Raw genomic sequence first — 26,612 nt, 5'->3', positions numbered from 1 at the left:
TTTCTGGCGCGCGCGACTCTGGCTCCGGGCCGCCATAGACCCGGTAACACTTCCGCTTGCCTGCAGGGATCACGACATCCCTGCCCCATCTGACAACAACACTAGCCGGTTCGCGCGACCCGCTGGGCGTGAAGTTGGTAGGGGCAAGATAGCGCGTGGGAGATGGAGGGGGAGAAGATGGATAGATTATTTATGGGGGAAGCCCCCACCTAGCCTCCAGGGGGAGGGATTAGCGCGGTGGGGCGCGGGCGCCAACTATCCACTGCGATTGAAGTGATCGTAGACCAGTTGCGCCATGGCGCTGGAAATGCCGGGGACGGCGTTGAGGTCGGTTAGCGAGGCCCGGCCGACAGCTTTGGCCGAGCCGAAATGGTTGAGCAGGGCGCGTTTGCGGGTGGGGCCGATGCCCTCGATTTCGTCGAGCGGGTTCTTGATCTGGTCCTTCTTGCGCTTGGCACGGTGGGTGCCGATGGCGAAGCGGTGGGCTTCGTCGCGCAGGCGCTGAACGTAGTAGAGCACCGGATCGCGGTGGGGCAGCATGAAGGCTTCCTTGCCCTCCATGAAGAATTTTTCGCGGCCGGCGTCACGCTCCTCGCCCTTGGCGATGCCGATAAAGGTCACGTCCTTGGGCAGGTTCATGGCCGAAATGACTTCGCGCACGGCGTTGAGTTGGCCGGCGCCGCCATCGATGAAAACAACGTCAGGCCAATCGGGCATGCCGGTCACTTCGTCCTCGACCTCATCGTCGTTTTCGTTGGCGAGGCGAGTGAAGCGGCGGGTCAGCACTTCGCGCATCATGCCGAAATCGTCGCCGGCGGTGATGTCGGATTTGATGTTGAAGGTGCGGTAGTGCTTTTTCGAAAAGCCTTCCTCGCCCGCCACGATCATGGCGCCGACGGCGTTGGTGCCCGAGATATGCGAGTTGTCGTAAACCTCGATGCGGCGGGGCGGTTCATCCAGGCCAAAGCAATTGGCGACGCCTTCGAGCAGTATGCGGTTGGTGGCGCCTTCGGCGAGCTGGCGGCCAAGCGCCTCGCGCGCATTGTTGAGGGCGTGATTGACCAGGTCGCGCTTTTCGCCGCGCTTGGGCTGCTCGATGTAAACGCGGCGCCCGGCGCGGGTGGAGAGGGCTTCTTCCATGACGCCGTGCTCGGCCAACTCGTGGCTGACCAGGACCAGGCGCGCGGGCGTCCGGTTCTCGTAGAACTGGCCGATAAAGGCTTCGAGCACTTCGACGTCGGTCAGGGTGGCGTCGGCACGGGGGCGATAGGGATAGTTGCCCCAGTTCTGGAAGGCGCGGAAAAAGAACACCTGAACGCAGAATTGCCCGCCCTCGTGATGGATGGCGAAAACGTCGGCTTCCTCGACGGTCTTGGCCGTGGCGTCGCCCTGCGACTGGATCAGGGCCAACGCGGAGAGACGGTCGCGGATAAGCGCAGCCCGTTCAAAATCAAGTTGCTCGGCGGCCTGGTTCATGTCCCGCTGCAGATGATCGCGCACGTTTTGCGACTTGCCGGAGAGGAACTGGCGCGCGTCCTCGACCAGTTCGGCATAGCCTTCGAGCGAGATTTCACGCGTGCAGGGCGCTGCGCAGCGCTTGATCTGGTGCTGCAGGCACGGCCTCGTGCGGGCGGCGTAGAAACTATCCGAGCAATTGCGGAGCAGGAATGCCTTTTGCAGGCTGGCAATGGTCCGGCCCACAGCGGTCGCCGAGGCGAAGGGGCCGAAATAGTGACCCTGCCTCCGGCGGGTGCCACGATGCTTGGTGAGCTCGGGCGCCTCGTGATCGGTGGCGATCAGGATATAGGGGAAGCTCTTGTCGTCGCGCAGCAGCACGTTGAAGCGGGGCTTCAAGCGCTTGATCATGTTGGCTTCGAGCAGCAGCGCGTCCGACTCGGTTTCGGTGCGCACGAATTCCATGCTGACCGTCGAGGCGATCATGCGCTGCAGTCGCACTTCGAGCCCATCGGGCCGCGTGTAGTTGGTGACGCGGGCCTTCAGGTTCCGTGCCTTGCCCACATACATGACCTCGCCATTCGCATCGAGCATGCGATAGACGCCGGGCGCGGCGGGCAGGGTGCGGACGAAGTCGCGGATGACTTCGTGGCCGGATTTGGTCGGTGGGGTGGTCTGGTCGGTCATGTGCGTGGGGTAACGGCGCGACGCGCCGGATATTCGAGGTGCTGCCCGCCATCGAGCGCCAGCATCTGGCCGGTCATGGAGGGCGTATCGAGCAACATTATGACGCCATCGGCGATCGCCTGCGGCCCGGCATTGCGCTGCAGGGGCAGGGCTTCTACGGCGCGCTCGAACGCCTCCTGCGACTGACGCGAATGGGGCAGGACCGGACCGGGGCCAATGGCGTTGACGCGGATGGTTGGCGCAAGCGACTGGGCAAGGGTGCGTGTTGCGGTCCACAGCACGGATTTGGAGAGCGTATAGCTGAAATAGGCGGGGGCCAGGTGCAACACACGCTCGTCGATGATGTTGACGATGTTGCCGTCGGCGCCTTGCGGCAATTGCGCTGCGAAATCGCGCGCGAGGAAGATGGGCGCCTCGGCATGAATGGCGAAGTGCTGGTCCCAGATGGCTTCGTCGACGTCGTGGATGCTGTCCGGATCAAACGTCGAGGCGTTGTTTATCAGAACGGTCAGCGGGCCGAAAAACGCCGCAGCTTTCCCAATCAGGCCTGCACGTTGCCCGCGCTCGGCGAGATCGGCCTGGAGGATCTCGGCCCTGCCACCGTTCTCGATGATGGAATCGCGAACCGCGCTCGCCCCCTCGGGATTGGAGCGATAGTGGATGACGACCGCATGGCCATGCCGCGCCAGGGTCTTCGCGATGGTCGCACCGACCCGGTCGCTGGCGCCTGTAACGAGGGCGACGGGCTGGGCCGATGAAGTTTGATTCGTCATGAAGCTATTTAACCTGATGGAGCGGCAGTTTACTGCGGTTCGGGCCCGCTCAACAATGCGCGAGGTAACGCAGGCTGCTGACATCCGAGGGCAGCAGCTATTGTCCTATGCAATCGCTGGGGTTTGCGGTAGCGCTCAGATGCACTGCATAGATAAGCATCGAACATGACCATTTCACCTGGCGGCGGCCGGAACGACAATGTCGGCCGGGCTATCATTCTCACCATCTTCACGGTCGCGGTGTTCGGCATCCAGGATGTCGTTTCCAAAACGCTGGTGCAGACCTATTCGCCGTTCCAGGTGACGATGATGCGCTATTGGGGCTTTGCCCTGTTCGCATTTTTCCTGGTGCTGCGGCAGGCGCCGCTCAAGCAGGCGCTGCAGTCCAGGGTGCCGGCCTGGCAGGTGCTGCGCGGCTCGCTGCTGATTATCGAGATCTGGTTTTTCGCAATGGCGCTGCAGTCGGTGCCATTGGGCGAATTGCAGGCGATATCGCTGGTTTATCCGCTGCTGGTGACGTTGTTTGCCATTCCCCTGCTCGGCGAAAAAGTAGGCGTGTTCCGCTTTGTTGCGGTGGCGGTGGGATTCGCAGGGGCTTTGGTGATCGTGCGGCCTGGTGGCCTGCCGATGGGCTGGGGCGTTCTGGCAGCGCTGATTTCAGCGACGCTTTATTCGCTCTATATCGTGATTACCCGCAAGGTCAGCCAGTTCGATAGCGCGGCCACCAGCATGGCGTATACCGGGCTGATGGGCTTGCTGCTTTCGACCGCGGTGGGCGTGTTTCACTGGCAGCCCATGGCGTGGAGCGATTTCGCGCTGGTGGCGACCATCATGGTGACCTCATGCCTGGGGCATGGCCTGATGGTGTTTGCCCTGTCCATGGCGCCGGCCAGCACGGTGCAGCCGTTCAATTATTTCTCGCTGCCCTGGGCGATCTTCCTCAGCGCCTTGGTGTTCGGTCACTGGATCGACGGCATTTCGCTGATCGGCGCGGTGATTATCGTGGCGGCGGGCCTGGTGGTGATGGCCCGTGAGCGCATGCGCAAGGTCAGGACTGCACCAACCCCGACCCTGCCGGGCACCGAATAATTAGACAGAAACGCCGCCCTGGAGGGCGGCGTTCGAAGGGATGCGGCGATCAGTTGCCGATGCAGATAGAGCTGTTGGGGCTATTGAAACAGACATTGCTGTCGTGCCGGTCCGGATAGCGCGGGCGATGCGGACGATTGTCCCAGTGGGGCGGGCGGTGAGGCCGGTCCCAATCCCAACGGGGCGGACGCGGTGGGCGAGGGTGGTAGACGGGCGGACGATAATCGTCGTTCCAGCCGGGACGACCGCCACGTTCGAGATAATTGGCCGAGACCCAACCGTCCGGACCCCGCTTTTCCACATAGCACCAGCTGCCGCGGCACTGCTGCACATCGACGCGTTCGCCACGGCGAAGGGCGTCGACAACGCCATAGCCAGTGCCCGGACCCGAGCGCACATTGACGTTGCTGGTGGCATAGGCGGGGGCTGCCAAAGCGGCGCCAGCTGTCGCCATCAGCGCCAGAGCGGCGAGCCCGCCAGCCATGAGTTTCTTGCTCAAAGCCATTTCGATCTCCTTTCCATTGGGCAGTTAATGCCCGTGATCCATAAATAGCTCCATTGCCGATGAACCGGACCTGAATGGAATTGTCAGAATCCGCTCAGAGACTTAGCAGCTCGACAAAACGCTTCAGGTGATCGCCGAGCCGCTTGCGGTGCTTGGGCTTGAGTTCACCCATGAGGGCCTCTTCGAGCTGTGCCCAATGGTCGGCAAGACCGTTGCGGATGCGCACGCCGCGTTCGGTGAGTGCCACACCGGGAGCCAGTTCGGGACCGACAGCCTGGCGCGTGACCAGTTCGCGCTCGATCAGGCGGGCGAGGCGATCGGCGAGGGCGTCTTCGGCGACGCCAAACTGGCCGGCCAGCGCCGCTTCCGTCGTGCCCGAGCGTCCCAGCTCGAACAGGATGGCGTCATCGCCCGGCTCCAGCCCGCGTTCGAGCAGCGGCAGCAGCAATGCCTTGTGGGCAAGCTGGCCAGCTTCGATCAGCCGGTAAAGTGTGGAACGTGGAGAAGGCCTGGACATAAGCGGGAAAATAGTCCGAACTCCTTGTGCGCGTCGATTGGCGTTTCCATCCTATCGTTAATCTTGCCATGACCAAGGCCGGTTATTGTTCACAAGATGCGGATGAGTTATCCGTGTATTACGCTGATCTCGTGAACGGAATTTCATGACGCAGGACCTTGCCCGTATCCGCGCCTTCGTTCAGGTTTTCGACTCTGGCGGGTTCTCCGCCGCAGCGCGCCAGCATGGCCGCTCCAAGGCGCTGCTCAGCAAATATGTGACCGATCTCGAGGATTACCTTGGCGTTCGGCTGATGAACCGCACGACGCGCAAGCTCAGCCTGACCGAGGCCGGCGAGGCATATTACCGCGAAGCCAGCGCTCTGTTGCAGCAACTCGACGACCTGGACGCCACCATCACCGACCAGACAGCGGAGCCGCGTGGGCTGTTGCGCGTGTCGGCGCCGCGCAATTTCGGCGAGGATACGCTGGCCCCGGCCATTTACGATTATCTGCGCAAGCATCCCAAGGTGACGCTCGATCTGCGGCTGGAAGATCGTTACGTCGATCTGGTGGACGAGGGGATCGACCTGGCGCTGCGCATCTCGACGCTGGCCGATTCCTCACTGATCGCGCGCAAGATCGCGGATATGCACGTGGTCGTCGGCGCATCTCGGGAACTGCTGGGCCGCATCGGCACGCCGGCTCATCCCGAAGAATTGCGGCACATGCCATGCATCGTCGACGTCAATCTGCAGGGACAATCGAACTGGCGGTTCATCGAGGATGGCAAGACCATCTCGGTGCCGGTCAATGGTCCCGTGCGGGTCAATTCGCCACTGGCCGCGCGCAAGGCCGCGATCATGGGCCTCGGTTTCGTCGTATTGCCTTCCTATCTGGCGGAGCCGGCAATCAATAGCGGGGAACTCGTGCCGGTTTTGTCCGAGTTCCTGCCGACAGGCCAGACGCTGCAGGCGGTTTATCCGCATCGGCGGCATCTGGCGGGCAAGGTGCGCGCGTTGATCGATCATCTGGTCGATTGGTTCACGAGCCATCCGATACATTAGGGGCGGGGTGTGAAAATTGGTCGTTTCGGGCGCTGGGTCGCCGGGGTCGCGCTGGGTCTGTTTGCTCTGTCCGCGCCTGCGCTGGCCCATCCCCACATCTTCATCGACGCCAAAGTCACCGTCGTTTTCGACGATGCGGGGAACATTGCCGGGCTCAAGCAGGATTGGAGCTTCGACAAGGCGTTTTCAGTCTGGATGATCCAGGGTCTGGACACCAATGACGATCGCCAGACCAGCCCCGATGAACTGCAGCCGCTGGCCGACGAGAACATGGTCGGGCTTGCCGATTACGGGTTCTACACTTTTGCCGGCCCGCAAGACGATCTGATGGAGTTCACCCCCGCCGGTGACCAGCGGATGGTGTTTGCCGACGAACGCACCACGCTCTCCTATTCCCTGAGTGCAGTTGAACCTCGCGTGGTGGATACGGCGTTTGAAGTGGGTGTCTATGATCCGGAATACTACGTCGCCATCGCGGTCCAGGACGTGGTTCTGGAGAACGCGCCGGCAAGCTGTGCGGCTACGATCCAGCCGCCGGTCGAGATGAGCGATGAGCTGCAGACGCGGCTTTATTCGCTGGGGCCGGAAGTGCTTGAACTGCCGCCCGATCTGGCGGCGGCGATGCGCGGCACGCAGGGGTTGATCCTGGTCAATTGCGAGGGCGATGCTCCCGCTGCCCAGTTTGCAAGCACAGCATTGGAAGCGACTGAACAGGTGGCGCGGGCGGCACCGGCACTGCCCTTTGGCGGACCACCACCCGAGCCCGGCCTCAACCTGCCGCGCACCGGCTTCTTTGGCTGGCTGCAAACCCAGCAGCGCGAATTCTATGGCGCAATGAATACCGCGCTCGGCTCGCTCAAGCAGGACTGGACGGCCTTCTGGCTGCTCGGCGGGCTGAGCTTTCTTTATGGCGTTTTCCACGCCGCTGGGCCTGGGCACGGCAAGGTGGTGATTTCATCCTATGTGCTGGCTAACGAGACCCAGTTGCGCCGCGGCGTAACGCTCAGCGTCCTGTCGGCGCTGCTGCAGTCGCTGGTGGCGATCGGCTTCGTGCTGGTCGCGGCAGGATTGCTGGGCATGACCAGCATCGCCATGGGCGTTGCCGCCAACTGGATCGGGATCGTCTCCTACGCACTGGTGGCGCTGCTTGGCCTTTGGCTGATCGCGCGCAAGGTCTTCGGCTGGGGCCATGGCCATTCCCATGACCTCGCCGGCAAGGCACACGCGCATCTGCATGATGGGGATCACGATCATCATCACGACCACCACCACCATCATGACCACGCCCATATCGTGACGCCGGAGGCCACGACCGGCAGCTGGCGCGAGCAATTGGGCGTGGTATTGGCAGTGGGTCTGCGCCCCTGTTCCGGCGCGCTGGTGGTGCTGGTATTTGCCCTTTCCCAAGGCTTGCTTGTTGCCGGCATCGCTGCCGTCTTGCTGATGGGTGTGGGTACGGCAATCACCGTGGCAGCGCTGGCGACGATTGCCGTGTCGGCCAAGGGCTTGGCTCGGCGCGTTGGCGGGGTGGACAACCCGGTGATGGGCACAGTCGTATGGTGGGTGGAACTGCTGGGCGCCGTAGCGGTGTTCGCATTCGGCATATTGCTATTGGTTGCCAGTCTTTAGCGCGACCCATCGCCGCCTTGCGCGAGGGCGTGATGTGGTTATGGTGCGCGCAGCCTAGAACCTCTCCAAACTGGCCATCCATGTCCGACCATTTGCCGCCGTCGCACCCGCAAGTCCTCAAACCCAAGATCGGCGTCGTGCTGCTCAATCTGGGCACTCCGGACGCTACCGATTACTGGAGTGTGCGGCGCTATCTCAAGGAATTCCTGAGCGATCCGCGGGTCATCGAGACGCCGAAATGGTTGTGGTGGCCGCTTCTCAACCTGGTGATCCTGTCGGTGCGGCCGCAGAAAAGCGGCCACGCCTATGCGCAGATCTGGGACAAGGAACACAATGCCAGCCCCTTGCTGGTGATCACTCGCGAGCAGACCGCGGCGCTGGCCGAGCGGATGGCCGGCCACGACAACATCATGGTGGATTTCGCCATGCGCTACGGCAATCCATCGACCAAGAGCGTGCTGGAGCGCCTGCACAAGGCCGGCTGCAGCAAGATCCTGCTTGTGCCGCTGTACCCGCAGAATTCCGCGACCACCACGGCGACGGCCAACGACAAGGCTTTCGACATCCTCAAGACCATGCGTTGGCAGCCAGCCGTGCGCACGGCGCCAGCCTATTTCGAAGACCCCAAATATATCGAGACGCTGGGCAATTCGATCCGCGACGGCGTAGCGGCACTCGACTTCGAACCCGACCTGGTGCTGACCAGCTATCACGGCATGCCGGTGAGCTATCTCGAGCGCGGCGACGTCTATCATTGCCAGTGCCACAAGACGACGCGCCTGGTCCGAGAATATCTCGGCTGGCCCAAGGAAAAGCTGATGGTGACCTTCCAGTCACGCTTCGGCCCGACCAAGTGGCTGGAACCCTATACCGACAAGACGCTTGAAGCGCTGCCCGGCAAGGGGATCAAGAAAGTCGCGATCCTGGCGCCTGCCTTTTCCGCCGACTGCATCGAAACCCTGGAAGAAATCGCCATGGGCGGCCGCGACATTTTCATGGAAGCGGGCGGTGAAAACTTCGCCTATATCCCATGCCTTAACGCCAGCCCCGCAGGCATGGACATGATCGAAGCCATGGTGCGGCGCGAGTTGAGCGGCTGGATCTAGGTTTTACGCTGCACCCTCGGCCTGCGTCGCCCGTACTGCCAAATCTGCCTCAAGGCCAAGCAGGTCGGTCAGCGCCGAGATCAGCAGGTCCATCTGCGCCTTGCCGTTATAGCCCTGCACGGACAGCCGCGCGATGCAGCGGTCCTGCCATTTGAAGACCGGCATTTCGATGTTGTAGCGCTCGATCAGATCGATCTTGAGCTGCTCGGTGTTGCATTCCGGAAGCGGCATGGCGACCATTTGCGGGGCGCAGAATTGTGGTGCGCTCAGTGGCTCAAGGCCGGTCAGTACGCCGAGGCGCCGCGCCGTATCCTGCGCCAGCGCCTGGCAATGGGCCTGAACACTAACCCAATCATTGTCGCGGCGATAGTCGAGGGCCGTGGGAATGGTGAGCCAAGGCGCCGGATCGCGCGTGCCCTGGACTTCGATCTCGTCAATGAACGGGGAATTGCCGAAGGCGCCCTTGGCGCCAGCGTCCCTGGATTGCGCGGTCCAGCCATGGCTGATGACCAGCGGATTGAGCAAGCCCTGCACTTCCGGCCGGGCATGCAGAAACGCCGATCCCTTGGGCGCCATCATCCATTTGTGGCAGTTGCCGGCGTAGAAATCGGCCCCCAGCGCGTCCAGTTGGAGCGGAATGTGGCCGGGCGTGTGCGCGCCATCGATGACGCTCCAGATGCCGCGTTTGCGTGCTTCGGCGATGGCGCGTTCGATGGGGAACAGCAGCGCCGTTGGCGAGGTGATATGGCTGAGGAACAGCACCCTGGTGCGGTCGGTCATACCTGCGACCACCGCATCGGTGAACTGCGCTTCGGTTTCTAGCGGCAGGGGTATGTTGACCACCACGATCTCCGCCCCCGTCCTGCGGCAGACATAGGCCCAGGTCTTTTCCAGCGCGGAGTATTCGTGATCGGTGGTGAGGATCTGATCGCCGGGTTTGAGATCAAGCGACTGGGCAACGATGTTGAGGCCCGTCGTGGCGTTGGTGAGCCCGACGATGTTCTCGGGCGTGGTGCCAAGCTCTGTCGCGAGCGCGGTGCGGGGCAGGCGCATGTTCTCGGTCAGCGCGCGGCCCAGGAACTCCACCGGCTGGCGTTCGAGTTCGAGCTGCCAATGCTGGTAGGTCTCGAACACCGGCCGAGGGCAGGCGCCGAACGAGCCGTGGTTAAGGAAAACGACATCCTCACGGATGAGGAACTGCCGGGCCAGATTTTCGGACAATTCAGCGGCCTTTCGCTATGCGCTCAACAACACATGTCTGACGAATGCCTCTGCGCTTGGCAATCGAGTCGGTGCGCAACGTTTGGCGGCAGGGTGACGCAGCGTGAAATTATAACCGCAACTCCCCTGCGGCCCGTTCGTTCTGCCACGACGAAACAGCAGGAGCGCCTCATGGCCAAGGAACACCACGACAACGACAAGACTCCCGAGGAAGCGCGTGATCGCATCTGGGAGCTCGCCAAGAAGATCGACTTTTGCATGTTCACCACCTGGGATGGCGAACGCCAGCGCAGCCGGCCGCTCTCGGCGCGCGTGTTCCGCGAAGAGCACGCCATCTATTTCCTGGTGGACGAGGACGGCGCCAAGAATTCGCAGGTCGAGAAATTCCCTTTCGTGTCCTGCGCCTGGGCCGACAATGGCGGCCACAAATATGTGGTGATCTCAGGCTCCGCCCGCGTCAGCAATGATCGCGCAAAGATCAAGGAGCTGTGGAACGACTTCGACAAGGCCTGGTGGGATGACGAGAACGATCCGTCCATCCGCCTGCTGACCGTCACGCCCGAAGATGCCGAGCTTTGGGACAGCCCCAACCAGCTCGTCGCCACCGCCAAGATGGCCCTTGCGGCCGTGACCGGCGCTGCCCCCGAAATGGGCGATAACGAAAAGGTCAACCTCTAGGCGAACGCTTGAACCACCGGCGGGACTGGCGCATTGAAAGGGCACAGCAAAGGAGCCCTTTCATGCGCCTTCCCCTCATTATCGCCGCTGTTGCATTGGCCCTGCCGACCATCGCCAGCGCCGCCGAACCTACCGCGCGCGTCTCCGGCAACATCGCGGTCCGCTCCGGCCCCGGCACCGACTACCGCGCCATCGGGCGCCTGGAAAACGGCAGCCGCGTCACCCTCGACTACTGCACCCGCGACGACCGCTGGTGCCTCGTCTCCGGCGCGGGCTGGGTCAACGCGTCCTACCTCATCGGCTGGTCCGCCAAGATCCCGGTAACCCCGTTCCGGTTCCTGGGGAGTCCGAGCATGGATGACGATGGCCGCGAGGATTCGATCTGGTGACAAACGTGCGGAAGCGCCGCACAGCCCTGGAGCCTGCGGTGACACGGTGTGAAGCGGCTTTCGTCCCGAGGGCTTGCGCCCCCTGATTGAGTGTTGAAGAGGCGAAAGCCGCTTCGCACGACCTGATTTTCCTGCGCACGCATCGAGCGGCCGCCCCTGTGGGGTTCCGGATCGGTCTGCGGCATGGCCGATGGTCTGGCCCATGTCGCATTCCGCCGGCGGACCGGTGGTCAGCATCCACGCAGGCGCCGGGCGACCCCGGCAGCCAGCCTTCCCGCCTGATGCTTCGTCGGCATCACGTGTGTGGCGGGAACGGCCCCATTATCGCGCGGCGAAACCGGAGGGGGATAACTTCTTGCGGTCGTCGTGAAAGGCCTCGATTGCCTCCACGGTCAGCCATTTATCCCCATAGTCGTCATCATGGTCGCGATGCGCATAGGCAAAGGCGTCGAGCGCCACTTGAGCATCGCGCAGCATGGTGGACAGGGTACGCAGATCCGGCGGGTGTCGTGGGTCAAGACGCGGCAGGGCGCGGGCGCCCGGCTCGCGCGAGACCAGGCGATAGAGATCGCGGAGCAGCTGCCCGGCTGCGCCGCAAAGCGTCGGGCTGGCAAGGTTATCCGGCGCATCCTTGCGCGCCGCCGCCACAATGGCCCGCAGCGCCATCAACCGCTCGGACAGCTTTTCGTGGTCGAGCACTTTGGAAAATGAAATCGGCTGGATCATCGGTTCCCCCTTTGCGGCAAGCGTAAGCGCATGCGGTGGGATGGGGATAAGATTGAGGGAAGTGGTGCCGTGGGCAGAAGATGCAATTAGGACCTATTTGCAACACGAGAAGCGTCGGGCGGAGGGTGGGTTGGTTGGTTGGGCAGGTGGGTGGGTTGGTTGGGACGGCGGGTTGGGAGGTGGAGGTAGGGTGGGTTGGGAGGTGGAGGTAGGGGAGAGGGAGGTGGAGGGAAGTGGAGGGAAGTGGAGCGAAGTGGAGGGAAGTGGAGGGAGGGGAGGCTGGGCAGAAAGGGAAGGGGGAGGGTAGCGGGCAGAGGGTGAGGGCAGAGGGCAGTGGCAGAAGCAGAAGCAGAGGCAGAGGCAGAGGCAGAGGCAGAGGCAGAGGCAGAGGCAGAGGCAGAGGGCATCTGCTGTGCTGCCGGCCCCTCGAAAAGGGCGGACGCCAGGGCGGCGGCTACTGGCGGATGGTCAGGGTGTTGGTGTCGCGGATGATCACCAGTTCATAGGGTTTGCTCAGGCGGTAGCGGCCATATTCGGGCTCGAATTCGGCAAACTTGAAGCCGGCCTCGGCCATCTGGCTGGCTTCGGCAAGGGTTAGCGGCAGTTCGCGGGTGGAACGGTTGGCGAGTTCGGTGGTGAAGGTTGGCATGATGGACTCGACAGGTTATGTTCTGCGTTTGTTCTAAAATGACTTGATGTGAGAGTCTAGAGGCCGGGCGCTGATGTGATGAAGGCGGTGTGGACATCTGGCGTGTGAGGCGCAATCTACATGGGGTGCGCGGGGCCAGGGAGAATTCAGCCATGGTTGAGTATCGCAAGCTCGATGAGGCATTGACCGGCGGCTGCCAGTGCGGCGCGGTGCGCTATGCCGTGGGCGTGCAGCCGGACAATGTGCATGTCTGCCATTGCCGCATGTGCCAGAAAGCGGTGGGCGGGTCGTTCGCGGTGATCTGCCCGGTGCTCAAGAGCGATTTCGTGGTGACGCGCGGGGCGATCAGCTGGTTTCACAGCTCGGCCGTGGCCCGGCGTGGCTTTTGCAAGGATTGCGGCACCCCGCTGATTTTCGACTATCCCGCCTATCCCGATATCGGCGTGCTGGCCGGCAGCTTCGACCAGCCCGACCGCGTGCCGCCCGTGGTGCAATATGGCGTCGAGAGCAGGGTGCGCTGGTGGCATGGGCTGGAAGCGCTGCCGGGCGACAAGCCGACTTATGCGGATGATCCGGAGAGGATGTTGCCGCGGATCAGGGCGAGCAATCGGCAGCATCCGGATTGGGAGACGTAGGGCTGGCGTCAATCGCCGCGGTCAGGTCCGCCGACGAGGTGATGGCCGCACAGGTGGCGCTGAGATCGGCCACCGCGATGCCGCATAGTCAGACTGGGGGAACCTAGAGAGGCTCCGTGTGACCTTGCTACGGGAGCAGCCTTGTGAGGCGCAATCCTCACAGTTTCGAGAATTTAGTGGGCTAGTGCCATTGAACCACAAGAAACGAGAAATATCTGTTGCCCGAAATATATATCCTAATGTCTATACGTATTAGGGCATGATTGTCCAAATTGGAACGGGGATACTGTGTCCACATATCTATCAGAAGATTCGATTCATACGGCTATTAGCCATCTTTGCCGATTTGGGGACACGGATATTTTCCCTCACTTGTTTGAACTTGTCTACCTCTCCGAGAAGGCTGACGAGGTCGTCGATCAACTCAAGACGTACGACGTCTCCAATTTCTATCCGTCCCACTCAGTCGAGGCGTTGGCACCGAAGTCTCGATACGGATTCAGGATTGCGAACCAGTTGGTTATGCTGGATGCACTTTTGCTGATGGCAGGGACGGTTGAGATTGCGCCAGATCTTGAAAATTTCAAGGCTCCAGACGAGAGGTTCGGGCCGTTCTCTTATCGGTTTGAAAACAAGGGCGACGGCTCTGTCTTGAAAAACGATCGAACCTACCGAGATTGGATCGAGTTTCAACGGGAGATCGCAAAGGCCGGCGATATAGAGTACGTGGTCTTTACTGACATAGCTGATTTCTACCAAAGAATATACTTTCACAGAATCGAAAATGTTTTGCGGTCAGCGTCAGCTAACAAAGGAGTTGCTGCTCTTCTTGAAAAAATAATCAAGAAGATACGTGCGAAACAATCCTACGGGATACCAGTTGGAGGGACCGCGTCCCGGTTTATCGCCGAGGCTGTCCTGTCCGATTTTGATCATGCGCTGGAAGCCGAAGAGTACTTTTTCACCCGCTTTGTAGACGACATAAGGATTTACATCCGTAAGGGCGAAAGCGCGTATCGATCCTTGGCCTTTGCAGCGGAAGTGCTTCTGTCGGAGGGGTTAACTCTCAATGCTCAAAAGACGCGGGTGGTTACCCTAAATCAATACGTAGAATACCTCGACGATGAGGGGCTTGATGCGTTCGACGAGACTCAGAGGACGGCACTTGAGGCACTATCCAATTCTCTCTACTTCGAGGAGGCGGACGAGCCGGATGCAGATGAGCTGGCGTCTCTACAAGCTCTTAACTTAGTAGATCTGCTCTCAGACTTGCTAGCCGCAGAGTCCTGGGATTTTGGTAAGATTCGGTCCATTTTAAGGGCGCTACGAATTACTCAAAATGCCGAGTGCGTGCAGTTTATTGGTGCGAACTTGGAATTGCTGCTGCCCTTTATCAAGGACGTCGTCCTCCTTCTCGACAATCTGTCCAAATCTGGTGCGCTTCCGGCCGAGTTTGACATTACGCCGTCGGTAGTTGGCCACCTTCGGGTAGGCGCGGGGCGAAGCGTGCCCGTAATCAGAGCTTGGTTGTTGGAGCTATTTATCCGCCGGATAACACCGATCTCAGCAAAGACACTCGGAGAAATCGAGAGAGTGTCTGAGCTAGATGGCCGACAGATTATTCTGATTAATGCTACGATTTCGAATATCGCATATTTTAGGAAAAATAAGACTAGATTTGATCAATTCAGCATGTTTGAGCAGTATGCGCTAATTATTGGCGCCACGTGTCTACCGAAAGACGAATACGATACCTGGGTGGATGCTGTAAGAGGCGGAATGCTACAACCACTTGATAAGTCGTTTTGTGATTGGGCGAAGTCAAAGCAGGGAAAGTTTGGCTTGGTTATCACAGATCTTGCAAATCTGGCGCAAACGAGTGACGGCCAGTCCTGACTGACCTCAAAACTACCGGTAACAGGGGGGGGCACAGGTAGCCTGATTGAAATCCGCTTGTCAGCTGACGATGGCCGACGGTTCGGGGGCGTCGATAGTATAAAGCTGTTCGAGCTAGTTCATTCCCCGACAACCTATCATCTCCAACTAGCTTAGCTGCGTTACCTCGTGGATCTGGCGCGAATTTTCTGAGTGGCTGTTAGTGGACCCCCCACCTCGCCTCCCCTGTGAGCGGGAGGGATACTATCTGGGATGGGGTTGGCTTGGTGATGGCGAGATGGTCGGCTCCTCCCCCTGTCAGGGGGAGGTTGGGTGGGGGTTCGGCTGAGGGAGCGGTGATGGACCCCCACCTCGCCTCCCCCTGGGAGGGGGAGGAATCCCATCGGGGACTTGGCGAGTTTGGTGGGCAGGTGTTGGGCTCCTCCCCCTTTCAGGGGAGGTAGGATGGGGGTTCTGCTGAGAGAGCGGTGATGGACCCCCACCTCGCCTCCCCTTGGGAGGGGGAGGAATCCCAATGGGGATGGGGTGGGGGTGGTGGGCTTGCCGATGGGCTGGCCTTGGTTGATGCTGGGCTGATTGAGTTCTGCTTGGGGGGCGGATGGACGATCCGGTGAGCGTGGGGCGGCGGTTGCGGCGGGATCAGACGGAGGCGGAGCGGCGGTTCTGGGCGCTGCTGTATCCGTGGCGGTTCAGTGGTTGGCACTTTCGGCGGCAGGCGCCGGTTGGGGTGTATTTCGTCGATTTTATCTGCAAGCGCGAGAAGCTGATCTTCGAGATCGATGGTGGCGGTCACTATAGTGACGAGGGCGTGGCGCGGGATGCGCGGCGGACGGCGGTGCTGGAGTCGGCGGGTTATCGCGTGGTGCGGTTTAGCAATGACGATGTGTTGCGGAATGCGAATGGGGTGGGGGAGGTGTTGGTTGGGATTTTGGGGGAGCCGGGTGGTAGTGGCTCATAGGCTGGTGATGGACCCCCACCTAGCCTCCCCCTGTTAGGGGGAGGGATCGCATCGGGGATGTGGCGGGTTTGGTGGACAGGCGGGATGTTGGGCTCCTCCCCCTTTCAGGGGGAGGTTGGGTGGGGGTTTTGCCGAGAGTGTAGTGGATGGACCCCCACCTCGCCTCCCCCTGTAAGGGGGAGGGACACCATTGGGGTTGGGGCGGGGTTTGCGTTAGTTGACCTCGCCCGATAGCGTATCCAGTTCCATTTCGCGCAGGCGTTTGACTTCGTCGCGTAGTCTGGCGGCCTTCTCGAATTCCAGATTCGTCGCGGCTTCGCGCATCTGGGCTTCCATGTCCTTGATGACGGCGGCGAGGTTGGCGCCGACCTGGATTTGCTCTTTGCCGTCGCGGCCTTTGCCGATGGAGACGGTGACGTGGTCCTGTTCGTAGACGCTGTCGACGATGTCGTGGATGTTGGAGCGGACGGATTGGGGGGTGATGCCGTTGGCGGCGTTGTAGGCCATCTGCTTTTCGCGGCGGCGGTTGGTTTCGGCCAGCGCCCGTTCCATGGAGCCGGTGATCTTGTCCGCGTAGAGCACGACCTTGCCATCAACGTTACGCGCGGCGCGGCCGATGGTCTGGATCAGGGACGTCTCTGAACGCAGGAAGCCTTCCTTGTCGGCGTCGAGAATGGCGACGAGGCCGCATTCGGGGATGTCGAGGCCTTCGCGGAGGAGGTTGATGCCCACCAGGACGTCGAAGGCGCCGAGGCGGAGGTCGCGGATGATTTCGATGCGCTCGATGGTGTCGACATCGGAATGCATGTAGCGGACGCGAATGCCCTGTTCGTGCAGGTATTCGGTGAGGTCCTCGGCCATTTTCTTGGTGAGGACGGTGAGGAGGGTCCGGTAGCCGGCCTTGTTGGTCTGGCGGATTTCGTCGACCACGTCATCGACCTGGGCCTTGGCGGGGCGGATTTCGACCGGGGGATCGATCAGCCCGGTGGGGCGGATGACCTGTTCGGCAAAGACGCCGCCGGTCTGCTCCATTTCCCATGAGCCGGGGGTGGCCGAGACATAGACCGATTGCGGGCGCATGGCGTTCCACTCCTCGAAGCGGAGCGGCCGGTTGTCCATGCAGCTCGGGAGGCGGAAGCCGTATTCGGCCAGGGTCGCCTTGCGGCGGAGATCGCCGCGATACATGGCGCCAAGCTGGCCGATGGTGACGTGGGATTCGTCCACGAACACCAGGGAATTTTCGGGCAGATATTCGAACAGCGTCGGGGGCGGTTCGCCCGGCTTGCGGCCGGAAAAGTAGCGGCTGTAGTTCTCGATGCCGGCGCAGGAGCCGGTGGCTTCCATCATTTCGAGATCGAACAGGGTGCGCTGTTCGAGGCGCTGGGCTTCGAGGAAGCGGCCGGCGCCGTTGAGCTCCTGCAGGCGGGCCTGCAGCTCCTGGCGGATCAGCTTGAGCGCCTGGTTCATGGTGGTGCGCGGCGTCACGTGGTGGGAATTGGCGAAGACGCGGATGAAGGTCAGGTCGGCGGATTTCTTGCCGGTGAGGGGATCGAACTCAACGATGGACTCGATCTCGTTGCCGAACAGGGACACGCGCCAGGCGGCGGCTTCATAGTGGGCGGGGAAGATTTCAACGGTATCGCCACGCACCCGGAAGGTGCCGCGCACGAAGCCGGTGTCGCCGCGCTTGTATTGCAGGGCCACCAGCTTGGCGAGCAGCTCGCGCTGGTCGATTCTATCGCCCTTCTGCACATCGATGGTCATGGCGGTGTAGTCTTCCACCGAACCGATACCGTAGATGCAGGACACCGACGAGACGATGATGACGTCGTCGCGTTCCAGGATCGAGCGCGTGGCCGAGTGGCGCATGCGGTCGATCTGCTCGTTGATGGTGGATTCTTTTTCGATGTAGGTGTCGGTGCGGGGGACGTAGGCCTCGGGCTGGTAGTAATCGTAGTAGGAGACGAAATACTCCACCGCATTGTCGGGGAAGAAGGATTTGAACTCGCCATAGAGCTGGGCGGCGAGGGTCTTGTTGGGGGCGAGGATCAGCGCGGGGCGGTTGGTAGCGGCGATCACCTGGGCGGCGGTGAAGGTCTTGCCCGAGCCGGTGACGCCGAGCAGCACCTGGTCGGTTTCGCCATTGTTGACGCCTTCCACCAGCTCGGCGATGGCGGTGGGCTGGTCGCCGGCGGGCTTGTAGTCGGTGACCATGCGGAAGGGCTTGCCGCCCAGCCGCTTTTCGAGGCTGTTCTGCGCTTTGTGCGGCACCCAGGGGGAGGAGCCCTCCACCTCCTTGCGGCCGTGCAGAATGATCTGTTCCAGCGCCTTGACGGTGGCGGTGATGCCGACGGTCTGCGCGTTTTCGAGGCTCTCGCCCTTGCGCGCCTTGTTCTTTTTCACCGAAGCGTCGAGCGCCTCGCGCAGGCGGGCCTGTGCCTCGGGATCAGCGGCGGCGGCGCGGGAGATCTCGCGCGCGCTGGGCATGTGGTTGAAGCCGGCCTGGGGCGCTTCGCCCATGCCGGAGAAGTCCACGCGATCGACGGAGTTGATCTTGGTCTTGCTGGTCTTGGCCGCCATGCCGGTGACGGTGTCGTGCGACGACTTGGTGGTGCGGCGCTTTTCCAGCGCGGTCTTCTTCTTGGCGGCCTGCTCCAGAGCCTTGGCGGCATCGGCCTCGGCCTGTGCAGCGTCGGCGGCGGCCTTCTGGTCGGCCCGGTCCAGCGCGCGCTTGTTGCGCATGCGCTCGGCATAAAGCGGCTTGCTCGCGGCGAGGTCCTCGGCCTTCTCGATTTCACCGAGGAAGTCGTCGATGGAAAATTCGGCTTTGCCGGGGCGAGCGGATTTGTCGGCCATAAGGAAACACCGTGCGCTGGGGAAGCAACTCAGATGGGGAACGAGGCACCGAAATGCAATGTTCCGCAGAGTGTAGCGCCTAACGAACGGAGAGGGAACAGGGGGTGCTGACAGGGGGTGTCAGGATGGGGGCACTGCCACGGCGTCATTCCCGCGAAAGCGGGAATCCCGCTCCGGCGCTGAAGGGAAGTGAGATTCCCGCGTTCGCGGGAATGACGTGTTTTAGCCGAGGTGCTCAGTAAACCCGCGCCGAGGACAGATTGCGCTGCAGATACTGGTCCAGCACCGGCTGGGAGGTGATGATGCGCTCGCAATAGCTCTGGAAGAAGCGGTCGCGGCAGGCGGCGACGGAGACATTGCCGACCAGTTCGACGGAGAGGAACTGATTGTCCATGTTGAGCAGGGCAAAGTCCTGCACCACGCGGCCGGGGCGGGCGCAGAAGGCAATGCCGGTGAAATTGGTGCCGGTATAAAAGCAGACTTCACCCGGCCCGCCGGAGGGATAATCGGGGTTGATGCCGCCGGGCCAATCAGCCGGTGTCTTGCCGAAGGAGATGTGGTCCCTGCTGGTCCAGCCGCGGCCGCCCTCGCCATCCACCAGGCACCACAGGCGCTGGCAGCGCAGCACCTTGATGGCGGCGTTCTCGGCGATCTGGCCGGTGACGTGGTAGGCGGAGCCCGGGCCGGAGCTCAGCACCAGCGGGCTTGTGCTCCAGGCGTGAGTGCCCGACTCGGTATAGGCGGAGGCGGGAATGGCGAAGGCCAGCAGAAGGAAAAAGGTGGCAATGAAGCTGGGGCGGCGCATTTGCATATCCTGGTGCAGCTATGTTGCCTCTAGAAGAACCACTCTGTGGGCTCAAGAGCAACAGAAAAGGCGCCAACCGGAGCTGGCGCCTTTGGATGATCAGCGGACGCGGACCGAGACGATGTAGTCGTCGAAATCACCCAGCGAAGACGCGCTGGTCGTGTAGGTCCGGCAATTGCGGAAGTTGCGCTCGGAGCAGACCTGAACCCGCAGCCCATCGGGATTGTCGATAGAGGACGCGCGATCGGCGAACTCACCGAGGTTGCGATAGCTCTCGCCGGCCTCCAGGCACAGGCTTTCGCCACGGAAGCGCGTGCGGTCATAGAGGCACACTTCGCCGGCATAGTCCGGCTGTTCGATCACTGGCGGACGCTGAGGCCGGTTCTGGCCGCCGACGCCGATGTTGATCTGGGGTCCGTTTCCGCCACCCAGATCAATCGAAATGCCCGGCTGGCCTGCGTTGCCCGGACGGCCATTGGTGCTGATATAGCTGGAGGAAACCCAGCCGTCCGGGCCGGGCTTGGAGATGAAGCACCACGAACCCTGGCACTGCTGCACGTCCACCTGGCTGCCGCGGCGCACGGTGTCGACTACACCGTAATTGGTGCCCGGGCCGGAGCGCACATTGACATTGCTGGTGACCATGCCGGGCGCGGCATAGGCGGCCGGCACGAAAACGGCTGCGGCCGTTGCGGCGACGGCAATGCCCGTCGCGACATTGAGCAACATCTTGCGGGTATTTCGGTTCATATGGACGCTCCTGAAGCAACGGGCCGGCTTCCGGTGGAAGCAACGCTGGCGGACCATTGCGCAATTGTTGGGTTTGGCAAACAAACGAGGGCAGAAACAAAGAGTTCCGCCCGCGGTGAAATGTGCAAGGCCGTTTATGGCGCAGCAACTGAACGCCGGCTGAACGAAATCTTAGCCAGAAATCTCCGTTGTCAGTGCTCGATCGGGCGCTTCTTGCCGTCTTCGCCTATCGACACGTAGACGAAGCGTCCTTCGGTTACCTTGTGACGGCCCTGGAGCCGCCGCCTGGACCAGGCCTCGATGGACACGGTGATGGAGGTGTTTCCCACCCGCTCGATCGAAGTGTAGACGCATAGCACGTCGCCCACCTTGACCGGCGCAATGAACGTCATGGCTTCGACGGCGACGGTCACCACACGGCCCCGGACGCGCTCGACGGCGGCGATGGAGCCCGCGATGTCCATCTGGCTCATCACCCAGCCACCAAAGATATCTCCGGCCGGGTTGGTGTCGGCGGGCATGGCGAGCGTCCGGATGGTGAGGGCGCCAGAGGGTTCGGCATCGATGTCGTTCATGGTCCAGATCCTTCCTATGGGCCTTTCACCGGCCAGCGGCCCACGGCTTCTTCCCAATGCTTGCGGCACAGCGAAACATAGACCGATTTCTCGATGGAAACCTGCTCGCCTTCCACCAGCACTCGACCGTCCGGGCTCTGGCGAACCACCATGGTGGCCTTCGCCCCACATTCGCAGATGGTGCGGATTTCGCGCAAGACGTCGGCGATGGCCAGAAGCTCGGAGGAGCCGGGAAACAATTGCCCGCGAAAATCGGTCCGCAGGCCGAAGCACATCACCGGGATTTTTAGCCGGTCGCTGACGCGCGCCAGCTGCCAAACCTGATCGGGGGACAGGAACTGCGCTTCGTCCACAAAGACGCAGTCGACCTTGCCCTCTTCGAGGTGGTCGCGAATGGACAGATAAAGATCGTCGTCTGCCCCATAGAGTTCGGCCGGCTCGGCAATGCCGATGCGCGAGGAGATGAGCCCCACGCCGCCGGCTGCATAGAGCGCGGAGGTATAGAGCAGCGGACGCATGCCGCGCTCGCGGTAGTTATAGGCGGCTTGCAGCAGCAAGGTGGACTTGCCGGCATTCATCGCCGCATAGGAGAAATAGAGCTTGGCCATGGCACTTTGTGCCGGAGTGCCGACGCGCAGGCGAGAGAAAAGCCACTGCGCTCCACAAAAAAAAGGCCACCCAAAAGGGCGGCCCGAGGTGCCGACATTATCGGCAGTGGAACGCGGGTTGGCGGCCGCCTTCCACGAAGGGCCGGGCGCGACGTTGGGGACGTGGGGCGCGGCAATCCTGGCGGAATGGGGAAGGGCCAGGGCAGGGGTGATGGTAGGCCCGCCACATGACAGTGCCATGACCCTCAACGATGACCCCCAACGTTCAGCCGGCGTTCAGCTTGGCTGGCCCAGGATCACGGCCAGGCTAGTGGAGTAATGTCATGCGTTTCCTGGTTCGTGCTGCGATGGCAGCGACACTTGTTGCGAGTTCGATCCTGCCCGCCGCTGCGGCTTCGCCCGATGGGGTATGGGAGCTGGAAACCCGCGACACGCGCATCCAGGTCAATATCTGCGGCGATGGACAGCAGCTGTGCGGCGCGCTCGTCTGGCTCAAGGACACCGACTACAACGCCAGGTACAAGCCGCTGCTCAACAAGCCCATGATGGAGCGGGTGACGCAGGTCGCGCCTAACCAGTGGCGCGGCAAGATGCGCTTGTTCGGCATGACCGCTCAGGGGACCATTACCCAGGTCAGTGATGACCAGCTGACGCTTAAGGGGTGCGTGCTGATCGTGGCGTGCAAGACGTATCAATTGTATCGGCACGCGGAGTAGGGGCTGCAGGGCCTTCCCTGATTTCCCGCTCTCGCCGGCTTAGCAGCTGTCACCGGGTCATTCCCGCGAAAGCGGGAAGCTCCGTTTCAAAACTGGGGTTCCCGCTTTCGCGGGAATGACGTGGTGGGTGGAACTGACGAGAGACCAGAAGCCCTAAACAAGCATTGCCCTCCGGTAGGAGGCTAGCCCGGGGTCTCCGTAACCGGGCCCCGCTCGCTCAGCCGGTTCCCCCGCCGCGCCAGCATCGGCGGCAGTGCTTCCACCATCACGATGGCTGCAAACAACAGTGTCGCCCCGGCATAACCCACTGCCGGAAGACGATCGCCCATGAAAATGGCGCCACCGATCGCGGCGAACAGCGATTCCGATGACAGGATGATTGCGGCATTGGCCGAGGGCACATGCTGCTGCCCCACGGCCTGCAGCGTGAAGGCAATGGCGGTGGAGAATATGCCGGCATAGGCGATCTCTTCCCAGCCACCCATGATGCCCGTGATCGTCGGCGCTTCCCACAGCAACGCCAGGATCAGCGCGGCGCCGCCGGCCAGCAGGAAGCTGACGCAGGACACCAGGATCGGCTGGCCCGTGGTGCGGGCGATGAAGCCGAGCATGATGACCTGGATGGCCCAGAAAACCGCTCCCCCAACCACCAGCGCATCGCCGCTATTGAGCCGGTCGAGCCCCCCACCATTGAGATAATAGATGCCGACCAGCGCCAGCGGCACGCCCAGCCAGACAATCGGATGCGGCCAGGCGCGAAACGCCACAAGCCCGATCAGCGGCACGAACAGCACATAAAGACTGGTGAGGAAGCCGCCATTGGTGACGGTGGTGGTAATCAGACCAACCTGCTGCAGCCACGATCCCAGCATCAGCGCCAGGCTCATACCGCCCACAAACCACCATTGGCGGCGGGTGAGGCGCTGCGGCGCGCGCCGTGCCATGGCCAATGCGACCGGCAGGATGACAATGCCGCCCAACAGGTACCGCACCCCCATGAACGTCAGCGGCCCCATGGTTTCCATGGCGGATTTTTGCACCACAAAGGCAAAGCCCCACAGCGATGTGCAGATCAGCAGCAGGAGTATGGCGAGTGGGCGGGACATGGGGGATTACACCAGTTCAAGGGTAGACCTCATCCTGAGCTTGTCGAAGGACGAGGTCGTGGCACGATGTGGGCACGCCCTCGTGGTTCGACAGGCTCACCATGAGGGCTACTGGGGGGCTGCTGGAGAGCTTTCTGCTGTGTCTACTTCAACTCGGCATTCAGCGCTGCAATCAACTGCTCGATCTCGGCGGGCGACGTGTAATGCACGAAGCTCAGGCGCAACACGCCATGATCGGGGTCGATGCCCACGGCCTCAAGCAGCCGCTGGGCATAGAAATGTCCGCCACCTGCCATGATGCCGTGCTTCGCCAACCGCGCAGCGACAACTGCACCGGGCTCGTCGAGAGCGACTGAAATCGTCGGGGCGCGCTCGGCTGGATCATCCGGCCCGATGATGCGCACGCTGTTTTTCTTGCGCAGGAAATCGAGCAATGGCGTCGCGAGGGCAATCTCCTGTGCCCGCATGGCGGCATGGGCGCGGCGATAGGGATCGGCGCCTTCGACCTTGTCACCAGCCAGATCAGCGACGGCTTCCAGATAATCGACAATGCCGGCTGAGGCCGCGATCTGTGCGTGGTCCGGGCCAGCCGGCGTCAGGCGATAGCGCGGCTTGGTGTCATTGAAGAAATGACCCTGGTTGGGCAGTTCGGCCGCCAGCGAAGGGCGGATGGCCATGACGCCCTGGTGCGGGCCATAAACCTTGTAGGTCGAAAAGAAATAGATATCCGCGCCGAGCGCCGCCAGGTCGGGCAGGCCATGCGGCGCGTAGCTGACGCCATCGATAACCGTGATCGCGCCGACCGAGCGGGCGCGGGCGGCGATCTCGGCCACCGGGTTGATCTCGCCGGCAATATTGGAGCAGTGAGGCGCTGCGACCATGCGCACCTTGCTGTCGAGCAGGGCATCGAGCGCGGCAAGCGAGAGGCGGCCGGTCTGCGCATCGACGCGCCATTCGCGCACTTCGACGCCGATCTTGCTCAGCTTGCGCCAGGCGCCGGTATTGGCTTCATGGTCCTGGTTGGTGACGATGATGGCATCGCCCGCCTTGAGCCAGCCGGCAAAGGCATTGCCCAAAACATAGGTGTTGGCCGATGAGGAGGGCCCGAAATGGATCCAGTCGGCGCTGACATTAAGCGCCCGCCCAATGCGCTCGAAGCTCTCGTTCATCGCCTCGCCCGCCTTGATCGAGGCGGCATAGACGCCATAGGGCTGCACCTTGGTGGCGCGATAGAAATGCTCGAGCCGGTCCAGCACGCTTTGCGCGGTGTAGGAGCCGCCGGCATTCTCGAAAAACGCTTGTCCCTGCAGCGAGGGCTCGGCAAAGGCGGGAAACAGGGCGCGCAGGCGGGCGGGATCGAGCGGCAGGGCGGTCATGGCTGGTCCAGTCGGGATGTTGCCAATTGGATAAAGGAAGGCCCGGCAAAAGCAAACCCCGGCCGTTGAGAGCCGGGGTTCGTGCAGTGCCGGAGGGAAGAGCACCGCAGGAGCAGCGCCACCGCAGGAGCCGGCGCTGCCGGTGGGGCTATCTCAGCCAAGGCTCCAGAAGACCTCATGGTGAGCCTGTCGAGCCACGGGGTCGAGCGAGTGGAGGTCTGGGTGCCACGACCCCGTCCTTCGACAGGCTCAGGATGAGGTCTACTGGCGGTGCGGTACTTTAGCCGTTGGCCGGAGCCTCTGGAGCCTCTGCTGCTGGCGCTTCAGGCGCATCCGGGCCGCCGCGGTGCATGCCGCCTTTGCCCCAGTTGCGCCCGCCGCGCTGTGGGGTGAGCTGGGCCTTTTGTTCATCGGTCAGGCTGTCGAAGAATGCCGTTGCCGATGGCTGCACGGCTTCGAGCGCCTCCAACTGGGCCGAGGTCATGGCGATCCGGTTGGCCAGCATTTCGGAGAACTCCGGACGAACGCGGGGCTGGCCCTCGACAGGGGCTTCCGGGCGGATGGCTTCCAGTGCGCTGGCGAAATCCTCGGCTGCAGCCATGGCGGCGGTCTTGAAGGCGTCGAACAATGGCTGCTGTTCGGCAGTGGGATCGACGCGCTGGCTGAGGCGGACCAGGCTGATCTCCACGGCATCGGGATTGGTCAGGTTCAGGAAGCCGCCGCCCATTCCGCGGCCAAAGCCGCGCTCGCCACCATGACCGCCCGGGCCCTTGCCGTGATGACGCATCTCGCTCCGTTGTGGCGCAGCGTCATGGGCAAAGGCCGGAGCGGCGGCCGAAAGCCCGATGGTCGCGGTCATCAGGGCCACAATGGCGGTGGTTGTGATCGTCTTCATTGTCATATCCTTTTGCATGGGAGCCGGTTGGTGCCCGCAGGAATGAACCTAAACCGGCTTGCCTGTTGCTGACCTTGCGGCCAGATGAAGAGTTGGAGAGATTGGTAAGAATGGAGGCCATCGTGATCGATATCGTTACCGATCCCTTCGCCGATGATGCCGCCATGCGCGGCCTTTGGCGTTCGGCGTGGGGGAACGATGGGCCGGAGAGCTTCCAGCCGATTTTGCGGCGGAGCCTGGTGCATGTTGGCGCATTCGACGGGGCCATGCTGGTCGGCTTCGTCAACGTGGCATGGGACGGCGGCATCCATGCCTTTCTGCTCGATACCTGCGTGCACCATGCGTACCAGCGGCAAGGCATTGGCGTGCAGCTGGTGGAGCGCGCAACGCTGGAGGCGCGGACCCGCGGAGCGCAGTGGCTGCATGTGGATTTCGAACCCCATCTGGCCGCGTTCTACCAACAATGCGGGTTCCGGACGACGTCGGCCGGGCTGATTGCCCTGTGAAAAAAATGGGCCGGCGCGAAGCCAGCCCAAGCAGGTCAGAACAAAGGGAGGAGGTCAGTTAACAAAGGCGCCGTCCGACAGCGGGCGGCGATTACGGGCGGCCGGCAGCTCGGCAGGGACGTTGCCCCGCAGGACCACACGGGTCACCTCGAACATCATGGCCAGCACAAGGAGCGTGAGCGGGACCATGAAGATGGCAATCTGGGTATCGGGTTGATGGGCCAGATTGGCAGCGGTAGCCGGTGTGACGCCGGCCATCAGGCCCGCTGCAGCGCCGGCAACCATCAGGATGGCTGAGGCAATGGCATAGGGCTTGATGATTTTCCGCTTGGCAGACGTAGATTTGTGCATGGGTCGACGTCGTTTCTTGTCTTCGCAACGACTGTCACTAAGCGCCCGGAATGCGGTTCGAGTTTGTGTCGAACTTGGTCTCAGCCGGGCCATTCTGAGGCAAAACTGTG

General features: G+C 62.2%; 27 protein-coding genes. 11 read left to right on the top strand and 16 right to left on the bottom strand.

The window, feature by feature from the left end:
• Positions 1–255: 255 nt before the first annotated feature.
• Together uvrC and C8264_RS11970 are read right to left on the bottom strand one after the other, a co-directional pair.
• On the bottom strand, positions 256–2,142 hold the full coding sequence (gene uvrC / locus C8264_RS11975; protein ID WP_108461215.1) for an excinuclease ABC subunit UvrC: 1,887 nt from the start codon (positions 2,140–2,142) through the stop codon (positions 256–258).
• A complete protein-coding gene (locus tag C8264_RS11970) occupies positions 2,139–2,915 on the bottom strand; it encodes an SDR family oxidoreductase (protein ID WP_108461214.1) in 777 nt (258 codons plus the stop codon). The genes uvrC and C8264_RS11970 overlap by 4 nt, the downstream gene beginning before the upstream one ends.
• A gap of 165 nt (positions 2,916–3,080) precedes the next feature.
• Here C8264_RS11970 and C8264_RS11965 point away from each other — a divergent pair, with 165 nt between their 5' ends.
• A complete protein-coding gene (locus C8264_RS11965) occupies positions 3,081–4,004 on the top strand; it encodes a DMT family transporter (protein WP_108461213.1) in 924 nt (307 codons plus the stop codon).
• Positions 4,005–4,053: 49 nt separating this feature from the next.
• On the opposite strand, the gene C8264_RS11960 is transcribed toward C8264_RS11965, so the two are convergent.
• Both C8264_RS11960 and C8264_RS11955 read right to left on the bottom strand, forming a co-directional pair.
• Positions 4,054–4,509: an SH3 domain-containing protein gene (locus tag C8264_RS11960; RefSeq protein ID WP_108461212.1), complete on the bottom strand. Its 456-nt coding sequence runs from the start codon at positions 4,507–4,509 to the stop codon at positions 4,054–4,056.
• 94 nt (positions 4,510–4,603) lie between these two features.
• Complete coding sequence (locus C8264_RS11955; protein WP_108461211.1) at positions 4,604–5,026, bottom strand: hypothetical protein; 423 nt, start codon at positions 5,024–5,026, stop codon at positions 4,604–4,606.
• 145 nt (positions 5,027–5,171) lie between these two features.
• Here C8264_RS11955 and C8264_RS11950 point away from each other — a divergent pair, with 145 nt between their 5' ends.
• The 3 genes from C8264_RS11950 (at position 5,172) to hemH (ending at position 8,806) form a co-directional block, all read left to right on the top strand.
• Positions 5,172–6,071: a LysR family transcriptional regulator gene (locus tag C8264_RS11950; RefSeq protein WP_108461210.1), complete on the top strand. Its 900-nt coding sequence runs from the start codon at positions 5,172–5,174 to the stop codon at positions 6,069–6,071.
• A gap of 9 nt (positions 6,072–6,080) precedes the next feature.
• Positions 6,081–7,700: a HoxN/HupN/NixA family nickel/cobalt transporter gene (locus C8264_RS11945; RefSeq protein WP_108461209.1), complete on the top strand. Its 1,620-nt coding sequence runs from the start codon at positions 6,081–6,083 to the stop codon at positions 7,698–7,700.
• 80 nt (positions 7,701–7,780) lie between these two features.
• Positions 7,781–8,806, top strand: coding sequence for a ferrochelatase (gene hemH, locus C8264_RS11940; RefSeq protein ID WP_108461208.1), 1,026 nt, complete (start codon positions 7,781–7,783; stop codon positions 8,804–8,806).
• 3 nt (positions 8,807–8,809) lie between these two features.
• On the opposite strand, the gene C8264_RS11935 is transcribed toward hemH, so the two are convergent.
• Positions 8,810–10,027, bottom strand: coding sequence for an aminotransferase class V-fold PLP-dependent enzyme (locus C8264_RS11935; RefSeq protein WP_108461207.1), 1,218 nt, complete (start codon positions 10,025–10,027; stop codon positions 8,810–8,812).
• Between the two features lie 171 nt (positions 10,028–10,198).
• On the opposite strand from C8264_RS11935, the gene C8264_RS11930 reads away from it, so the two are divergent.
• Both C8264_RS11930 and C8264_RS11925 read left to right on the top strand, forming a co-directional pair.
• Entirely contained in the window at positions 10,199–10,705 is a 507-nt protein-coding gene (locus C8264_RS11930) for a pyridoxamine 5'-phosphate oxidase family protein (RefSeq protein ID WP_108461206.1), read from the top strand.
• A 62-nt stretch (positions 10,706–10,767) separates the two neighbouring features.
• Positions 10,768–11,094, top strand: coding sequence for an SH3 domain-containing protein (locus C8264_RS11925; RefSeq protein WP_108461205.1), 327 nt, complete (start codon positions 10,768–10,770; stop codon positions 11,092–11,094).
• A gap of 321 nt (positions 11,095–11,415) precedes the next feature.
• Here C8264_RS11925 and C8264_RS11920 read toward each other — a convergent pair whose 3' ends face one another.
• Positions 11,416–11,820 carry a hypothetical protein gene (locus C8264_RS11920; RefSeq protein WP_108461204.1) on the bottom strand — a complete coding sequence of 135 codons (405 nt, stop codon included), beginning with the start codon at positions 11,818–11,820 and terminating at the stop codon, positions 11,416–11,418.
• Positions 11,821–12,274: 454 nt separating this feature from the next.
• Positions 12,275–12,469: a hypothetical protein gene (locus C8264_RS11915; RefSeq protein WP_108461203.1), complete on the bottom strand. Its 195-nt coding sequence runs from the start codon at positions 12,467–12,469 to the stop codon at positions 12,275–12,277.
• 152 nt (positions 12,470–12,621) lie between these two features.
• On the opposite strand from C8264_RS11915, the gene C8264_RS11910 reads away from it, so the two are divergent.
• The 3 genes from C8264_RS11910 to C8264_RS11900 all read left to right on the top strand — a co-directional run bounded on the left by C8264_RS11910 (position 12,622) and on the right by C8264_RS11900 (position 15,958).
• Complete coding sequence (locus C8264_RS11910; RefSeq protein ID WP_108461202.1) at positions 12,622–13,104, top strand: GFA family protein; 483 nt, start codon at positions 12,622–12,624, stop codon at positions 13,102–13,104.
• 372 nt (positions 13,105–13,476) lie between these two features.
• A complete protein-coding gene (locus tag C8264_RS11905) occupies positions 13,477–15,000 on the top strand; it encodes an RNA-directed DNA polymerase (RefSeq protein WP_108461201.1) in 1,524 nt (507 codons plus the stop codon).
• 598 nt (positions 15,001–15,598) lie between these two features.
• Entirely contained in the window at positions 15,599–15,958 is a 360-nt protein-coding gene (locus tag C8264_RS11900; RefSeq protein ID WP_108461200.1) for an endonuclease domain-containing protein, read from the top strand.
• A 213-nt stretch (positions 15,959–16,171) separates the two neighbouring features.
• On the opposite strand, the gene uvrB is transcribed toward C8264_RS11900, so the two are convergent.
• The 5 genes from uvrB to C8264_RS11875 form a co-directional block, all read right to left on the bottom strand.
• Positions 16,172–18,538, bottom strand: a complete 2,367-nt coding sequence (gene uvrB, locus C8264_RS11895; protein WP_425430678.1) for an excinuclease ABC subunit UvrB — start codon at positions 18,536–18,538, stop codon at positions 16,172–16,174.
• 511 nt (positions 18,539–19,049) lie between these two features.
• On the bottom strand, positions 19,050–19,619 hold the full coding sequence (locus tag C8264_RS11890) for an SH3 domain-containing protein (protein WP_162783599.1): 570 nt from the start codon (positions 19,617–19,619) through the stop codon (positions 19,050–19,052).
• Positions 19,620–19,718: 99 nt separating this feature from the next.
• Positions 19,719–20,369, bottom strand: a complete 651-nt coding sequence (locus C8264_RS11885; RefSeq protein ID WP_108461197.1) for an SH3 domain-containing protein — start codon at positions 20,367–20,369, stop codon at positions 19,719–19,721.
• Between the two features lie 191 nt (positions 20,370–20,560).
• Positions 20,561–20,944 carry an acyl-CoA thioesterase gene (locus C8264_RS11880; protein WP_108461196.1) on the bottom strand — a complete coding sequence of 128 codons (384 nt, stop codon included), beginning with the start codon at positions 20,942–20,944 and terminating at the stop codon, positions 20,561–20,563.
• A 14-nt stretch (positions 20,945–20,958) separates the two neighbouring features.
• On the bottom strand, positions 20,959–21,552 hold the full coding sequence (locus tag C8264_RS11875; protein ID WP_108461195.1) for a thymidine kinase: 594 nt from the start codon (positions 21,550–21,552) through the stop codon (positions 20,959–20,961).
• Positions 21,553–21,875: 323 nt separating this feature from the next.
• On the opposite strand from C8264_RS11875, the gene C8264_RS11865 reads away from it, so the two are divergent.
• Entirely contained in the window at positions 21,876–22,268 is a 393-nt protein-coding gene (locus tag C8264_RS11865) for a DUF2147 domain-containing protein (RefSeq protein ID WP_108461193.1), read from the top strand.
• Between the two features lie 182 nt (positions 22,269–22,450).
• Here C8264_RS11865 and C8264_RS11860 read toward each other — a convergent pair whose 3' ends face one another.
• The 3 genes from C8264_RS11860 to C8264_RS11850 form a co-directional block, all read right to left on the bottom strand.
• Positions 22,451–23,374: a DMT family transporter gene (locus C8264_RS11860; RefSeq protein WP_108461192.1), complete on the bottom strand. Its 924-nt coding sequence runs from the start codon at positions 23,372–23,374 to the stop codon at positions 22,451–22,453.
• A 143-nt stretch (positions 23,375–23,517) separates the two neighbouring features.
• Positions 23,518–24,750: an aminotransferase class V-fold PLP-dependent enzyme gene (locus tag C8264_RS11855; protein WP_108461191.1), complete on the bottom strand. Its 1,233-nt coding sequence runs from the start codon at positions 24,748–24,750 to the stop codon at positions 23,518–23,520.
• Between the two features lie 280 nt (positions 24,751–25,030).
• On the bottom strand, positions 25,031–25,645 hold the full coding sequence (locus C8264_RS11850) for a Spy/CpxP family protein refolding chaperone (RefSeq protein WP_162783598.1): 615 nt from the start codon (positions 25,643–25,645) through the stop codon (positions 25,031–25,033).
• Between the two features lie 122 nt (positions 25,646–25,767).
• Here C8264_RS11850 and C8264_RS11845 point away from each other — a divergent pair, with 122 nt between their 5' ends.
• The gene (locus tag C8264_RS11845; protein WP_425430677.1) at positions 25,768–26,151 is read left to right on the top strand and encodes a GNAT family N-acetyltransferase; all 384 of its coding nucleotides are present in this window, start codon (positions 25,768–25,770) and stop codon (positions 26,149–26,151) included.
• Between the two features lie 54 nt (positions 26,152–26,205).
• Here C8264_RS11845 and C8264_RS11840 read toward each other — a convergent pair whose 3' ends face one another.
• Positions 26,206–26,502 (bottom strand): hypothetical protein, encoded by a 297-nt coding sequence (locus C8264_RS11840; protein WP_108461189.1) that lies wholly within the window; start codon positions 26,500–26,502, stop codon positions 26,206–26,208.
• Positions 26,503–26,612 lie beyond the last annotated feature (110 nt).

The sequence above is a fragment of the Devosia naphthalenivorans genome (assembly GCF_003056355.1).
In the GTDB taxonomy this organism is placed as follows: Bacteria; Pseudomonadota; Alphaproteobacteria; order Rhizobiales; family Devosiaceae; genus Devosia; species Devosia naphthalenivorans.
Note: the sequence above shows the minus strand (reverse complement) of the source record. Positions and strands in the feature narration are given on the sequence as shown.